The organism is Neobacillus endophyticus, from assembly GCF_013248975.1.
In the GTDB taxonomy this organism is placed as follows: domain Bacteria; phylum Bacillota; class Bacilli; order Bacillales; family Cytobacillaceae; genus Neobacillus; species Neobacillus endophyticus.
Genome location: NZ_JABRWH010000001.1, coordinates 5,198,945 through 5,212,884, shown reverse-complemented (window position 1 = coordinate 5,212,884; position 13,940 = coordinate 5,198,945). Strand labels below are relative to the sequence as shown.

Annotated in this window: 16 protein-coding genes; 8 read left to right on the top strand and 8 right to left on the bottom strand. The window is 38.4% G+C overall.

Annotated elements, in window-relative coordinates; genetic code table 11:
- Positions 1-33: 33 nt before the first annotated feature.
- Together HPT25_RS25995 and vrrA are read right to left on the bottom strand one after the other, a co-directional pair.
- On the bottom strand, positions 34-984 hold the full coding sequence (locus tag HPT25_RS25995) for a 4-hydroxy-3-methylbut-2-enyl diphosphate reductase (RefSeq protein ID WP_173070718.1): 951 nt from the start codon (positions 982-984) through the stop codon (positions 34-36).
- 222 nt (positions 985-1,206) lie between these two features.
- Positions 1,207-1,947 carry a VrrA/YqfQ family protein gene (gene vrrA / locus HPT25_RS25990; protein ID WP_246277282.1) on the bottom strand — a complete coding sequence of 247 codons (741 nt, stop codon included), beginning with the start codon at positions 1,945-1,947 and terminating at the stop codon, positions 1,207-1,209.
- Positions 1,948-2,178: 231 nt separating this feature from the next.
- Between vrrA and HPT25_RS25985 the strand changes: the two genes are divergently transcribed.
- Together HPT25_RS25985 and HPT25_RS25980 are read left to right on the top strand one after the other, a co-directional pair.
- Complete coding sequence (locus HPT25_RS25985) at positions 2,179-3,495, top strand: DEAD/DEAH box helicase (protein ID WP_173070716.1); 1,317 nt, start codon at positions 2,179-2,181, stop codon at positions 3,493-3,495.
- Positions 3,496-3,513: 18 nt separating this feature from the next.
- Positions 3,514-4,407 (top strand): deoxyribonuclease IV, encoded by an 894-nt coding sequence (locus HPT25_RS25980; protein WP_173070714.1) that lies wholly within the window; start codon positions 3,514-3,516, stop codon positions 4,405-4,407.
- A 37-nt stretch (positions 4,408-4,444) separates the two neighbouring features.
- Here the strand turns inward: HPT25_RS25980 and HPT25_RS25975 are convergent, their stop codons facing one another.
- Positions 4,445-4,702, bottom strand: coding sequence for a DUF2624 domain-containing protein (locus HPT25_RS25975; protein WP_173070712.1), 258 nt, complete (start codon positions 4,700-4,702; stop codon positions 4,445-4,447).
- A 168-nt stretch (positions 4,703-4,870) separates the two neighbouring features.
- Between HPT25_RS25975 and HPT25_RS25970 the strand changes: the two genes are divergently transcribed.
- The 3 genes from HPT25_RS25970 to zur are packed head-to-tail and all read left to right on the top strand — an operon-like array spanning position 4,871 to position 6,913.
- Positions 4,871-5,644 (top strand): metal ABC transporter ATP-binding protein, encoded by a 774-nt coding sequence (locus HPT25_RS25970; protein ID WP_173070710.1) that lies wholly within the window; start codon positions 4,871-4,873, stop codon positions 5,642-5,644.
- Positions 5,641-6,513 (top strand): metal ABC transporter permease, encoded by an 873-nt coding sequence (locus tag HPT25_RS25965; protein ID WP_173070708.1) that lies wholly within the window; start codon positions 5,641-5,643, stop codon positions 6,511-6,513. Before HPT25_RS25970 ends, HPT25_RS25965 begins: the two co-directional genes overlap by 4 nt.
- Positions 6,500-6,913: a zinc uptake transcriptional repressor Zur gene (gene zur / locus HPT25_RS25960; protein ID WP_173070706.1), complete on the top strand. Its 414-nt coding sequence runs from the start codon at positions 6,500-6,502 to the stop codon at positions 6,911-6,913. The genes HPT25_RS25965 and zur overlap by 14 nt, the downstream gene beginning before the upstream one ends.
- 73 nt (positions 6,914-6,986) lie before the next feature.
- Here zur and HPT25_RS25955 read toward each other — a convergent pair whose 3' ends face one another.
- On the bottom strand, positions 6,987-7,550 hold the full coding sequence (locus HPT25_RS25955; RefSeq protein ID WP_173070704.1) for a 5' nucleotidase, NT5C type: 564 nt from the start codon (positions 7,548-7,550) through the stop codon (positions 6,987-6,989).
- Positions 7,551-7,939: 389 nt separating this feature from the next.
- Between HPT25_RS25955 and HPT25_RS25950 the strand changes: the two genes are divergently transcribed.
- A complete protein-coding gene (locus HPT25_RS25950; RefSeq protein ID WP_376767992.1) occupies positions 7,940-8,272 on the top strand; it encodes a hypothetical protein in 333 nt (110 codons plus the stop codon).
- Between the two features lie 53 nt (positions 8,273-8,325).
- On the opposite strand, the gene ispG is transcribed toward HPT25_RS25950, so the two are convergent.
- From ispG to HPT25_RS25930, 4 genes are all read right to left on the bottom strand, one after another.
- Positions 8,326-9,420 carry a flavodoxin-dependent (E)-4-hydroxy-3-methylbut-2-enyl-diphosphate synthase gene (gene ispG / locus HPT25_RS25945; RefSeq protein WP_173071486.1) on the bottom strand — a complete coding sequence of 365 codons (1,095 nt, stop codon included), beginning with the start codon at positions 9,418-9,420 and terminating at the stop codon, positions 8,326-8,328.
- Positions 9,421-9,532: 112 nt separating this feature from the next.
- The gene (gene yqfZ, locus HPT25_RS25940; protein ID WP_173070702.1) at positions 9,533-9,865 is read right to left on the bottom strand and encodes a protein YqfZ; all 333 of its coding nucleotides are present in this window, start codon (positions 9,863-9,865) and stop codon (positions 9,533-9,535) included.
- Positions 9,866-9,953: 88 nt separating this feature from the next.
- Positions 9,954-10,727 carry a DUF1189 domain-containing protein gene (locus HPT25_RS25935; RefSeq protein WP_173070700.1) on the bottom strand — a complete coding sequence of 258 codons (774 nt, stop codon included), beginning with the start codon at positions 10,725-10,727 and terminating at the stop codon, positions 9,954-9,956.
- A 118-nt stretch (positions 10,728-10,845) separates the two neighbouring features.
- Entirely contained in the window at positions 10,846-11,541 is a 696-nt protein-coding gene (locus tag HPT25_RS25930; protein WP_173070698.1) for a Crp/Fnr family transcriptional regulator, read from the bottom strand.
- A 362-nt stretch (positions 11,542-11,903) separates the two neighbouring features.
- On the opposite strand from HPT25_RS25930, the gene HPT25_RS25925 reads away from it, so the two are divergent.
- Both HPT25_RS25925 and HPT25_RS25920 read left to right on the top strand, forming a co-directional pair.
- Entirely contained in the window at positions 11,904-12,512 is a 609-nt protein-coding gene (locus HPT25_RS25925) for a superoxide dismutase (protein ID WP_173070696.1), read from the top strand.
- 104 nt (positions 12,513-12,616) lie between these two features.
- Entirely contained in the window at positions 12,617-13,837 is a 1,221-nt protein-coding gene (locus HPT25_RS25920; RefSeq protein WP_173070694.1) for an MFS transporter, read from the top strand.
- Positions 13,838-13,940 lie beyond the last annotated feature (103 nt).

Sequence of the window (13,940 nt, the reverse complement as noted above, 5' to 3'; positions counted from 1 at the left end):
ATAAAAAGCGTAAAAACCGGTTGTGACCGGTTTTTACGCTTTTGTTTCCGTTTTTACTTTTGGAAGTATTTTGCTGAGAGGTACATTTTTTTTCCGCTGCCATGTGGAATCATTGTTTGGATCAAATTGTTCAAGAAATGTAATCACTTCTTTTGTAATAGGCGTCGGTGTAGAGGCTCCTGCTGTGACCGCCACTATTTTAGCATCTTTAATCCAATCAATATTCAATTCGGAAATATCAGCGATTCGATATGCTTTTGTACCTGCGATTTCCTCAGAAACTTGTGCCAGACGATTGGAGTTATTACTTTTCGGATCGCCTACCACAATCGTAACGTCTGCGTCTTTCGCTTGCTCTGAAACAGCTTCCTGTCTTATTTGGGTAGCATGGCAAATTTCATTATAAACCTCAACATGAGGATATTTTTCCTGCACTTTTTCCATGGTATCCGCCACATCCCACTGGCTCATGGTTGTTTGGTTTGTGACAATTAACTTATCATAATCAAGATTTAAGGCTTCTACGTCACTAGGCGTTTCTACCAGGTGGACCATATCAGGAGCTACACCCAATGCACCTTCTGGCTCTGGATGTCCTTTTTTACCTATATAAATAGTGTGGTAGCCATGCTGAGCTTTTTCGTGAATGATATCATGGGTCCTTGTCACATCAGGGCATGTGGCATCAAGTGTTACAAGGCCCTTCTTTTTCGCAAGCTCTCTCACTTCGGGAGAAATACCATGTGCAGTAAAAATAACGGTGCCTCCCTCAACTTTCTCCAAAATTTCCCTTCGATTATTGCCATCAAGTGTGATAATTCCTTCTTCAGCAAATGCATCTGTAACGTGTTTATTATGAACAATCATCCCTAAAATGTAGATGGGACGAGGTAATGATTTATCTAACGCGGCATTTCTTGCAATTACCATAGCATCAACAACCCCATAGCAATAGCCGCGCGGGGAAATCTTAATTACATTCATGAAAAGTCCTCCTAAAAGGAAATGGTTAATAACTATGTAATTATAATATAAAACGAACAGAAAAAATACAAAGATACATTTTTTTCGATAGGATCGTATAACTTTCGAATCAGGGAAAAGGCAGACAGAACTCTTTCTTCGACTTTAGATACTCACTTAGCTGGCCATTTTTCTTTAGAACACATAATAAAAGAATGCTGTTTTTCCAGCATTCTCTGTATATTAAATATATAATTTCGGAATTGAAGCTCCTTTTTGATGCTGGCTTTGTGATCTTGAACGAACTTGCATCGTATTATTTGCGGAAGTAGATTGTGAACTTCTCTTTTGAGAGCTAGTTTGTGAGCGCCTTTTTATGGTTTCTGATGCATGGGAGGTAGTTCTATTGGATGCAGTTGTTTTTTGCTCACTGCTTTCGGATGATTCTTCTGTAGCAGTATCAGAATTGCCGCTGCTGTCTTCTTCTGTTGTTTCATTGGAAGCATTTTTTAATCCGCGAAAAAGACTCCACATGGCTGGCAGGTTTTTCACAATAGGTCCATATTGTTGGATCATCGGTCCAATTGTTTGGGCTGTCCTTATAACCTGCTGTGTATTATTTAATATTCCTGAAAGGCCGCCGGGATTTGATAAAGATTGAAGTAAGCCGCCACCCCCGCCACCTGCCGCTCTGCCCATTCCCATCATCGCTCCAGGACCACCGGTTCCTCTGCCTATCCCCATCATTCCGCCACCACCGGCTGGATTGCCTCTTCCAAGAAGTCTTGAAAGTAAGCCGCCGCCCCCATTCATTTGCGGGCCGCCCATCATGGAGCCCATTCCGCCAAATGGATTTGCTCCTGGTCTCATCATCTGGCCTCCAACGCCAAATTGATTAGGACTGGAACCCATCATGGGGCTTCCGCCTCCAAATAGGCCTGGTCTCATTCCTCCTTGCATCGGGAGTCCTGGTCTTGGCATCATAATAATTCCTCCTTTCATAGTGCCTCTTGTTATAAAATATGCATTTATCTTGATTTGGTTTAGGTATAATACTCATGAAACATGCAATTTTAATGGTTTAAATCTTTAACGTAAGTAAAAGATGATAATGATGCTGGAGATTTGCCCGGAACTTTACTATAATAATCTGATGGAATAAAAAGTAGGAAGGACTTTTTACAAACAAATCAATTTTTATATAAGGAGTATTAAATGAAGGAAAATCGCTTTGAACAATTTAAATTTCAATCTTTTATTTTAGATTCATTAAATAAATTCGGATTTAATAACCCGACAGAAATTCAGGAACGTATGATTCCATTAGTTCTTAAAGGGGAAAGTGCTATCGGTCAGTCGCAAACAGGAACAGGAAAGACATTGGCATATGTTCTTCCCATCCTGGAGAAAATTCATCCTGAAAGACAGGAAGTACAAGCAGTTATTACTGCTCCTACTAGAGAACTTGCCTCGCAGATTTACCAGCAAGTTTTAAAAATTACAGAACAATGCGGGCCAGAGAAAGCAATCAGCGCCAAATTGTTTATTGGGGGAACAGATAAACAGCGGACCATCGAGAAGCTTAAGGTACAGCCACATATTGTGATCGGAACACCTGGGAGAATCAGCGATCTTGTAAATGATCAAGCCCTTTTCGTTCATACTGGGAAAATCCTAGTGGTAGACGAAGCAGATATGATGCTTGATATGGGGTTTATTGAGGATGTGGATAGAGTCGCTGCCAAAATGCCTGTTAGTTTGCAAATGCTTGTGTTTTCAGCAACCATTCCTGAGAAACTAAAGCCTTTCTTGAAAAAATATATGGAAAATCCAAAAGTGGTTCAAATCGAAGGGAAACGGAATACGGTTGAGAACTTGGAACATTATTTACTGCCTTCAAGGCATCGGAATAAAAAGGAGCTGGTTTTAGAAGCTCTTCATGCCTATAATCCTTATCTTGCCATCGTGTTTGCCAATACGAAAAGGATGGCTGAAGATTTGGCTCAATATTTAAACGAAAAAGGGTTGAAAGTTGGTCGGGTCCACGGTGATTTAACGCCAAGGGAACGGAAAAAAATGATGAAGCAGATTCAGGATCTGGAATTCCAATATATTGTTGCAACTGACTTAGCATCCAGAGGGATTGATATAGAAGGAGTTAGTCATGTTATTAACTACGAACTCCCTGCAGATTTGGATTTTTATGTCCATAGAGCCGGAAGAACTGCAAGAGCTGGAAAATCTGGAGTTGCCCTAACCATTTATGATCTCTCGGATGAAGATGCGCTTAATCGGTTGGAAAAAATGGGCATCGAGTTTAAAAATCTTGATTTGAAAAACGGGGAATTTGTTGAAATAGAAGCTCGAAATCGTAGAAAAACACGAGTTAAACAAGAAAATGAAACAGATCGATTAGCTAAATCCATTGTAAGAAAGCCAAATAAAGTAAAACCTGGCTATAAGAAGAAAATGCAATCAGAAATGGAGAGCATTAAAAAACGCCAGCGCCGCCTAAATCAGAAAAAGAAGTAAAGAATGGAGAGGTAAGGTATGTTAAAAATCGGTTCTCATGTATCAATGAGCGGAAAAGAAATGCTTTTAGCTGCCAGTAAGGAGGCAGTTTCATATGGTGCCAATACATTTATGATTTATACTGGCGCTCCGCAAAATACAAGAAGAAAGAAAATTGAAGACCTAAATATTGAAGCTGGCAGAAAACATATGGAAGCGAATGGGATATCCGAAATTGTCGTTCACGCTCCATATATTATCAATATTGGGAATACTTCAAATCCTGATACATTTGAATTGGGGGTTCGTTTCCTTCGATCCGAGATTGAACGTACGGAAGCAATTGGCGCAAAACAAATTGTTCTTCACCCAGGAGCACATGTTGGGGCAGGAACAGAGTTAGGTATTAAAAAAATCGTTGAAGGTTTAAATGAGGTTTTAACAGGAAAAGAGCAGGTTCAGATTGCGCTGGAAACAATGGCCGGGAAAGGTTCCGAATGCGGAAAGTCTTTTGAGGAATTGGCGATGATTATTGATGGGGTTAACTATAGTGATAAGCTGTCGGTTTGCTTTGATACTTGCCATACCCATGATGCAGGATATAATATCGTGGAGGATTTCGACGGGGTATTAAATGAGTTTGATAAAATTATTGGCCTCGATCGCCTTAAGGTACTCCATCTTAATGACAGTAAAAATGCAATGGGGATGAGAAAGGACCGGCATGAAAATATCGGGTTTGGCCACATCGGCTTTAAAACCCTTAATTATATTGTTCATCACCCTCAACTTGCAGATGTTCCAAAAATCCTGGAAACTCCTTTTGTTGGTGAAGATAAAAATAATAAGAAGCCGCCATATAAATTTGAAATTGAGATGCTGCGTTCTCAGGAATACGATGAGAACCTTCTTGATAAAATACTCCAGTCTTAATCCTGGAACACAAAAAGCTGTGCTAATGCACAGCTTTTTATGATTTTGTTAACTCTGTAAATAACTTATTGACATCGCGTGCAGTCTGCGGGCCTGCTGCTTTGGCAATTTCTCTTATTAATTTTGCCCTCTCTGAATCGGCAAAGATGTTAATTTTTTTTCCTCTTAAGTATTCGGCTATTTTTATTGCCTGCTGCCGATTAACCGTAATATTAAATTGGTTGGCGTACTTTAATAATTCATCAGCAGTAATGGTATTAATTTTATGGTTAATGATACTCTCAAAAATTTTCATCCTAACCACTCCTTCATGGTAATGTATGAAGAAGAAAGCGGAGTGTGACACTCGAGAGCATTCGCTTAAAATATAAAATCATCTGCCTTTACAATAAGAAAGAGCTATTGTATACTACTTGAAGTTAAATCGGAATGATTCTTAAAATTAAAGGTGATGGTAAGAACGATGCAAAATATTATTGAAATAAACCACCTCTATTACCGCTATGAGAAAGATACGGTTCTTGAAGATATCAGTTTGGCCATTCCTGCAGGGTCTTTTTTAGCTATTGTCGGTCCTAATGGATCAGGAAAGTCCACCTTACTAAAGTTACTTTTAGGATTGTTAAAACTGCAAAAAGGAGAAATTCTCTTATTCGGCCAAGAAATTAGTAAGTTTAAAGATTGGCAGCAGATTGGTTATGTATCCCAAAAAGCAAATTCCTTTAACACTGGCTTTCCTGCAACTGTTTTCGAAGTTGTTGCAAGTGGCTTAACGAAAAAACTTGGTTTGTTCACATTTTTTAAAAAGGATGATGCTGAAAAAGTTTTGAGCGCTTTAGATGCTGTTGGCATGAAAGGGTACAGGTATAGAAATATAGGCGAGCTTTCGGGTGGACAGCAGCAAAGAGTTTTTATTGCAAGGGCACTTGTGAGCGAGCCCAAAATATTAATTCTTGATGAACCTACAGTCGGGGTCGATGCCGAAAATGTTGACACGTTCTACGAAATGCTGGCAGATTTGAACAAAAACCAGGGAATTACTTTACTGCTGGTTACACATGATATTGGAACCATATCGGATCGAGTTTCACATGTTGCTTGCTTAAACAAACATTTACATTTTCATGGTGAAACAAATGAGTTTGAACAGTTAAGAACAGAAGGGTTATCGGTATTTTATGGACATAACGTTCATTTACTTTCCCATCAGCATGAACACGGAGGCGTTATAAAATGATTTCAGGGATTTTCCATTATGAGTTTTTACAAAATGCCTTTCTGACGGGCATGTTGATTGGGATTCTTGCACCGTTATTAGGTGTTTTCATTGTTGTAAGAAGACTCTCTTTAATTGCAGATGCTTTAAGTCATGTGACACTTTCTGGAATTGCCGCTAGTTTGCTGCTTGAAAAATACTTCGCTGCATTTTCAGGGTTAAATCCGTTATATTTAGGAATGGTCTTCTCTGTAGGGGGCTCATTGTTTATTGAAAAGCTTAGAAGCGTTTATAAACATTACCAAGAGCTGGCCATTCCGATTATTCTCTCCAGCGGAATTGGACTTGGGGTCATATTTATTTCACTTGCCAATGGTTTTAATACAGATTTATTTAGTTATCTATTTGGCAGTGTTTCTGCTGTGAGCAGAACCGATTTATTTGTGATATTGATTATTAGTATACTTGTGATCACAGTTATCATCTTATTATATAAAGAATTGTTTTTATTATCCTTCGATGAAGAATATGCTAAGGCATCGGGCCTGCCTGCTAAAAGCATACATTTTATCTTTATTATTATGGTGGCGCTTGTTATTGCAGCCTCGATGCGAATTGTGGGAATCATGCTTGTGTCATCCTTAATGACCTTACCGGTTGCTGCCAGTATCCGTATTGCGAAAGGCTTTAAACAAACGATTTTCTTATCTGTATTATTTGGTGAAATTTCCGTTCTTGGCGGGCTGTTTATTGCTTATTACTTAAATCTGGCACCAGGCGGAACGATCGTAATGCTTGCGGTTCTTATCTTAATCTTTTCCATTCTTTACAAAAAAATGATGATTAATCAATACGTGCAAAAGGGGGTCCAGTCAGATGAACGTCCATGAAGCTATTCAATATTTAAAAGAAAATGGATTTAAGCAAACCGGAAAACGCGAAGATATGCTGCAGTTGTTTGCTGATAGTGATAAATATTTAACTGCCCGTGATGTGTTTGACCAATTAAAGGATGACTATCCGGGACTTAGCTTTGATACGATTTATCGAAACCTTGCGCTGTTTGAGAATATGGGTATTTTGGAAATGACGGAATTGTCAGGGGAGAAACATTTTCGCTTTACCTGTTCCGGACACCATCATCACCATCATTTTATTTGTATGGGATGCGGCAAAACGAAAGAGATTGAATCATGTCCGATGGATGGTTTAAATGAAAGTTTAAAGGGATATGATATATCAGGACATAAATTTGAAATTTACGGACGCTGTCCTGATTGTTTGCAATAAAAACATGCTCAATAAAAAACAGTCTGCTAAAAAAAACGCAGACTGTTTTTTATTCACTTTTTATTATTAAGTGCTATTTTAACCAATTCTTAACCCAGTCGTTAGCTTCCCTCCAATTATAGACACGGATCACTCCTTGAGGAATTGGATCTTGATTATATGGAGTATTAAATAATATGACAGGTATTTGGCATTCTTCATGAATCATGACGGCATTGTCATGTTTATCTTCAAAGAAGATGTCTACCTGATGTTTTTTTGCTGATTCAATTTTATCATGTGAGCCGATTAATTCAATGTGATCGAATGTTAATCCATGTTTTTTAAACCACGATTCCGTTACTTCCATTAATTCTGCGCTCCGTGCACTGATAAAATACATTTCATGTATATTTTGCCATTGAGTTAGCACTGGTTTAGCTCCAAGAGCCAGAGGCGAATTTGCATAAATGATTGGTTCATTTTCTGTAAACCACTTTGCCAATTCTTTTTCGGAAACATTAACAAATGGGGTTAAATCGTACTGGGTTATATCCTCATAAGCAATATTGAGACCGAATGATTGATTTAAAAAAGGGATTAATGATTCTGGGCTGGTCACTGTGCCATCAATATCGATGCCGAATCTTTTTTTCAATTTTTATTCACCTTCAGTATTTTCTTTTTAAGACAAACATTAGCATAGTAAAAGTGATCGTAAGGTTAACAATAATAAATGCTCCTATTACGAAAAAGCGAGGGATGCAAATGGCAGATGAGAGAGACACGAAGGTACAGGAAGCTATGAGAAGTGCTATTATTGGGGAAGATATCCCCAATTCCCCTTCAGACATCAGGGAAAAAACAGCTTCAGAAATTGCAACACCTGTAACTACGCAAAGTTCCTTGTATAAAGAAGAAACTGCCGATGAAATCGGAGCCGCTGTTCCTTTGCATTCAGCCACAAGAGGGTATGAAGGTGCCTGTAAAGCAAATGTTCCGGCCGTTACTCGTCCATTACACTATAAGGAAGAAACGGCAGAAGAAATTGGGGCGTCTGTTCCCATCCATTCTGCAGTTCATGATTATAGAGAAGAAACTGCGGCAGAAATTGCTGCCCCTGTACCTATTGTTCGCGGACGGGATCGTGATGAAACCGATCTTTTCCCGGAAAAAGCTGCAGGCGGAACTGGTTTAGGAACTGTTGCGTTAGCATTATCGATTTTATCTCTGTTTGTTTTGCCTATTCTTTTTGGTGCTGCTGGCATAGTGCTGGGATTTGTTGCTAGAAACAGGGGCGCTAGAGCTCTTGGTGCTTGGGCAATCGGAATTGGAGCGGTATCGATTATTATCGGTATCTTTATTCTTCCGTTCTTTTAACAAATCCCAAAATAGGGGCAAAAGGGAAACCCGGTATATGTACCGGGTTTCTTTTACGCCTTTTGTTCAGCTGCTTTTTTTTGGAAATATTCTTCTGCCACAAGGTCGATTTCTTTTTTCAATTCTTCCACCATTTGAGCTTCAGGAACCTTGCGGACAATTTGGCCTTTACGGAATAATAATCCTTCACCACGGGCTCCGGCAATGCCGATGTCCGCTTCTCTAGCTTCCCCAGGGCCATTTACCGCACAGCCAAGCACTGAAACTTTAATTGGCGCTTTAATATGTTGAATGTATTCCTCAACTTCGTTTGCAATGCTAATGAGATCAATTTCAATCCGGCCGCAGGTTGGGCAGGAAATTAAGGTTGCAGCATTTGAGGATAGTCCAAACACTTTTAACAATTCCCTGGCAACTTTGACTTCTTCCACAGGATCCGCACTTAATGAGATCCTTAATGTGTTTCCAATCCCTTTGCTAATAATAGCTCCTAAACCAGCTGCACTTTTAACAGTTCCTGAGAAAAGTGTCCCAGATTCAGTGATGCCAAGGTGCAAAGGATAGTCAAATGCCTTTGCTGCTTTTTCATAAGCCTCAATAGCAAGATTTACATCAGATGCCTTCATGGAAACGATAATATCATAAAAATCCAGGTCTTCTAGGATTTTGATGTGGTGAAGGGCACTCTCTACCATACCATCAGCTGTCGGATAACCATATTTGTCCAGGATTTTCTTTTCAAGGGAACCGGCATTCACACCGATCCGAATCGGAATTCCGCGTTCTTTGGCTGCCTTTACTACAGCTTCAACCTTTTCGCGTCTTCCGATATTACCAGGGTTAATCCTAATTTTATCTGCTCCGCCCTCAATCGCTTTAAGTGCGAGTTTATAATCAAAATGTATATCAACCACAAGAGGAATATTAATCCTCTTTTTAATTTCCGAAATGGCATCAGCAGCACGTTCATCAGGACATGCTACCCGTACAATTTGACATCCTGCTTCCTCAAGCCGTTTTATTTCAGCCACTGTTGCCTCAACATCGTGAGTTTTAGTGGTTGTCATACTTTGAATGATGATTTCATTATTCCCACCAATGGTTAAATTGCCAACCTTAACAGGCCGGGTTTTGGTGCGATGAATAATTTCGCTCACAAGTCATTCGCTCCTTCTAAATGGATTCGAATATGGTAAAAACAATTCCACCCTATTGTATCAGTCCCTTGCTAATTTTGACAAGAATAAGGATATTTCTTCATTATTTTGAGTAATCGGGAAAATGATAAGTAGCTCCGATTTTAATTTTTTCGGCAGACTTGCCGGGATTTAATTGTTGAAAGTCTTCAATTAAATCGTTTATGGAAACAGGCAGTGATTTACCTAGTTTATGTTCGACAATTGATACAAGAGTATCCCCAGGTTTCACTTTTGCATCAAATGAGGGGAGCACCGGTTTTGTTTTTTCAACTACTACGGCATGGCTGTCTACTTTTTGGGCCGTTATGGCGGCAGGCAGTGTTCCAACTGTTAAATCAAAGTAAATAATATAGATAACAAGTGCTGCGAATAGAACTCCAAATAATTTCTTCATTGGATAAGCCTCCATATAGGAATGTTTGTACATTCCTATGCTTGTCCATTGTTTCTTAGAACTAGAAAAAGCATCCGTAAAGGATGCTTTAGATTTGATTTTTTGGCTTTGGAACTTCTTTTATTGCTAAAAGTAAAACGATAATCACAACAAACCAGTTAATGAGAAAGCTGTTAGGAACAGAGGTCTTAAGCAGCGACATAATGGCGAAAAAAACTGTAGGCAGTGTTTCACTGTAGGTAGCCATTCTCCACAACTGACGGTAGTTCAGGTTTCTTGCGGTCAGCTTTTTTAGAAGCAAACCGATCAGAGCAAGGACAGAGATTTCAATAAAGTTTGCCGCACTTGAAATTAGGTAAATGATGACCGAAATAACCGGTATAATGATTCCCCTCATGCTGCTAATGGAATCAATAAAGTGTAATAGATCCTTTTTTGTGATGTTCATCCCCTGCATCATGCCATATTGATATGTTTCCGTGTGATCTCCTGACGATACGACAAATTGATCCTTTAATAGTGCAATTGCATTATCTTCATTTTCTACTTCCCTAACAGAAACTGCACCTGTAGGATCAAGAATGAAAGTATAGTGGTCTTTATTTATGGTAATAGGGACCTTAGTGTCAGCTGAAAGCTGACCATTCTTAATTGTAAATGCTGGAGTCTCATCTTTAATGAATGATGTTGCTGAATCAAGTCCGGAAGTTAGCGTTTGACTGAAAAAAATGATGGAAGGAAGGACGGAAATTAGCGTGAGGAAGAAGACATATAAAATTGTTTTTCCGATTCCTTGAAAACGAAATATCGCAATATCCTTCGGCGAATAGATACTTTTATAAAATTGCGTAAAAATATTCATAATGACCACCTTTATATAGTTTCACCATTCTATTGTATCGTTTGGACTTGTAGTACACAAGAATGATGTGGAGGAAAAACCATGGTGATCGATCTAAAAAGAAAACTCTTCCTGCCTTTTAATTTATTCCACATATTTCGGAGGAGCAATTTTGACAATCTACCTGCTGTTTTAAATAAGTTAAGTTGTTAATGGTGAACTTTTGATTTTCATATGAGATAATGCCATTTTCTCGTAACTCTTTTAAGGCACGCTGAATGACTTCACGGGTTCCATATGTTAAATTCGCCAGTTCCTGATGTGTTAATGGTAAATCAATAAGAATTCCATCTTCTGTTACAACACCATAGGAGCTGCAGAGGCGGATTAGTATGGAGTAAAGACCGCCTTTCTTACCATTCATGATCAAATCCTGGCATTTCATTTGCGCTTTTAAATAACTAATGCTTAGCCATGTGACAAGAGCATTCATGGCATCTGGGTCGTTTAAGACAAAATCTTCAAAATGTATTCTTTTAATCACTAACAATTCACAATCGGTCAAGGTTTTTGCGTAAAATTGGTAGTGCGGATTCGCTTTAAAAAGCGGGTACTCCATTATTAATTCATTTTTATTCAAAATTTTCAATATAAATTCTTTACCATGCATATGTACTCTCCCAAGAGCAATACTCCCTTTTAATAAAAGATATACATTATGTGCGGGATCTTTTTCCAGAAATAATACAGTTTCAGCTTTTACTTTTTGAATCAGTTCACTGTCTTTGAAAAATTGAACCATCAAATGATAGATTGAATAGCCTGTATTTTGCATGAGCTGCCACTCCCTTTTCATCTCTACAGCTTGATTAAATGAAATTCCAAATTAGATGTCAATATTAAATTGGATAAAAATGGATGTAACGACAGCGGTGTATGACAAAAATCGTTGACAAATTGCCATTAAGTTGATTCATGACAATTTTTTGAAAGTTTATCAAAAGTAATATGTTTTGGATTATAGTTGAATAAAAGTCTTGTGGTCGGGGTAATTTAATTTGGGTGGAATGAAGCAAATTATTTGAAGCGTTTGCCTAACTTTGGTATCTTTTAATTACAAAGCTTCTAATGTACATAAAATTAAAATTTTTGTGCAGGAAAAGCTTAAGAATACAAGTTACATAGGAGGAATTTTCCATGGCATTTGAATTACCGAAATTACCTTATGCTGAAGACGCATTAGAGCCACACATTGACAAAGAAACAATGAACATCCACCACACAAGACACCATAATACGTATGTAACAAATTTAAACAATGCATTAGCAGGAAATGAAGAGTTACTTTCAAAATCAGTTGAAGAAGTAATTTCAAACTTGGATGCTGTTCCGGAAGCAGCCCGCACTGCAGTACGTAACAATGGCGGCGGACATGCAAACCATTCATTATTCTGGACTGTCCTTTCTCCTAATGGCGGTGGGGCTCCAACAGGTGAATTAGCAGATGCCATTAACAATAAATTTGGCAGCTTTGAAGCATTCAAAGAAGAATTTGCAAAAGCTGCGACTACTCGCTTTGGTTCCGGTTGGGCATGGCTTTCTGTAAATAATGGCGAATTGGAAGTTTCCAGCACACCAAACCAGGATTCTCCTTTAATGGAAGGCAAAACGCCTATTCTTGGCCTTGATGTTTGGGAGCATGCTTATTATTTGAAATATCAAAACAAACGCCCTGATTACATCGGCTCATTCTGGAATGTTGTAAACTGGGATGAAGTTTCTAAACGTTACAACGCAGCAAAATAAAAATAAGTGTAAGTTTGAAAAGGCAGCGGTCCATAAGCTGCCTTTTTTTTGCATAATAACCAGCTCCCTGATAAAGACTACCCATATACAAAGGGGAGTTATTTATGGCAAAAAGATTAAGATTTCTTGGTGAAGTGGAGTTAACTAAAGATTTATCGTTGTTGCTGATAATTGGTGGATTGTATTCTTTGAGTGTTGCGCTCTCCAATACATTTGTGAACATTTATTTATGGAAACAAACAGGAAGTTATACAGATATCGCTCTATATAATCTTTCCATTGTCGTATTGCAGCCGCTGACATTCATTTTAGCAGGACGATGGGCGAAAAAAATTGATCGTGTAATCGTTCTAAGAATTGGTGTTATTTTTTTAGCACTTTTTTACCTTATGGTTTTAATAACAGGAACAAGAGCCGCAGCTTATTTATTGCTTTTAGGCAGTGTCCTGGGGGTTGGGTACGGATTTTATTGGCTTGCTTATAATGTTCTAACCTTTGAAATAACAGAACCTGAGACTCGTGATTTTTTTAATGGTTTTTTGGGCATTTTGTCTTCTTTAGGCGGAATGATCGGCCCACTTGCAGCAGGTATGATTATTACGAGATTTGAAAAGTTTACGGGATATACCATTGTGTTTGGCCTTTCGCTTGGATTGTTTGCTTTGGCGGTTCTGTTGAGTTTCTTTTTAAAACGAAGGCCGGCAGAAGGTAAGTATTACTTTAAAAGGATTATCGAGGAGCGAAAACAAAATAAAAATTGGCGCCTGATTACGAATGCTCATTTTTTTCAAGGCTTGCGGGAAGGAGTGTTCCTTTTTGTCATTTCTGTTTTTGTCTATATTTCAACGGGAAGTGAAATGGCATTAGGAACATTTGGACTTTTGAACTCTGGGATTTCGTTTATAGCTTATTTCCTTGCATCTCGGTTTATTAAAAAGAACTTTCGGAAAAAGGCGATCCTTATTGGCGGGCTGATGTTATATGCAGCAGTACTAATCATAGTTTGGGAAGTGACCTATGTAAAGCTGTTAATCTACGCGTCCATTATTGCAATTGCTTACCCGCTGCTCCTTGTCCCTTATATGTCTACTACATATGACGTAATTGGAATTGGTTGGAAGGCGGCAGAAATGAGGATTGAGTATATTGTGGTCCGTGAAGTGTTTTTAAACATCGGCAGAATTGTCTCCATCCTTTCTTTCTTGGCAGCTGTCACCTGGTTTAATGAAGAGCAAAGCATACCTGTATTACTATTATTATTGGGTGCGGGACATACGTTGATCTATTTATTTATAAAAAGGGTGCAGTATCCCGCAACATCTTAAAGCGACAAGTTTAATACAACTTGTCGCTTTTTTCTATTTTAGGTATATTTTAGTAATTTTTAAATTGGTAAGGGTTCATCATAGCAAAAAAAACATTTATCTT

Coding starts and splice junctions, on each gene's coding strand:
- HPT25_RS25975 (WP_173070712.1), bottom strand. CDS start 4,702: ATGAAAATTTTTGAGAGTATCATTAACCATAAAATTAATACCATTACT.
- HPT25_RS25985 (WP_173070716.1), top strand. CDS start 2,179: ATGAAGGAAAATCGCTTTGAACAATTTAAATTTCAATCTTTTATTTTA.
- HPT25_RS25925 (WP_173070696.1), top strand. CDS start 11,904: ATGGCATTTGAATTACCGAAATTACCTTATGCTGAAGACGCATTAGAG.
- zur (WP_173070706.1), top strand. CDS start 6,500: ATGAACGTCCATGAAGCTATTCAATATTTAAAAGAAAATGGATTTAAG.
- vrrA (WP_246277282.1), bottom strand. CDS start 1,947: ATGATGCCAAGACCAGGACTCCCGATGCAAGGAGGAATGAGACCAGGC.
- HPT25_RS25965 (WP_173070708.1), top strand. CDS start 5,641: ATGATTTCAGGGATTTTCCATTATGAGTTTTTACAAAATGCCTTTCTG.
- yqfZ (WP_173070702.1), bottom strand. CDS start 9,865: ATGAAGAAATTATTTGGAGTTCTATTCGCAGCACTTGTTATCTATATT.
- HPT25_RS25930 (WP_173070698.1), bottom strand. CDS start 11,541: ATGCAAAATACAGGCTATTCAATCTATCATTTGATGGTTCAATTTTTC.
- HPT25_RS25935 (WP_173070700.1), bottom strand. CDS start 10,727: ATGAATATTTTTACGCAATTTTATAAAAGTATCTATTCGCCGAAGGAT.
- HPT25_RS25970 (WP_173070710.1), top strand. CDS start 4,871: ATGCAAAATATTATTGAAATAAACCACCTCTATTACCGCTATGAGAAA.
- HPT25_RS25920 (WP_173070694.1), top strand. CDS start 12,617: ATGGCAAAAAGATTAAGATTTCTTGGTGAAGTGGAGTTAACTAAAGAT.
- HPT25_RS25995 (WP_173070718.1), bottom strand. CDS start 984: ATGAATGTAATTAAGATTTCCCCGCGCGGCTATTGCTATGGGGTTGTT.
- HPT25_RS25980 (WP_173070714.1), top strand. CDS start 3,514: ATGTTAAAAATCGGTTCTCATGTATCAATGAGCGGAAAAGAAATGCTT.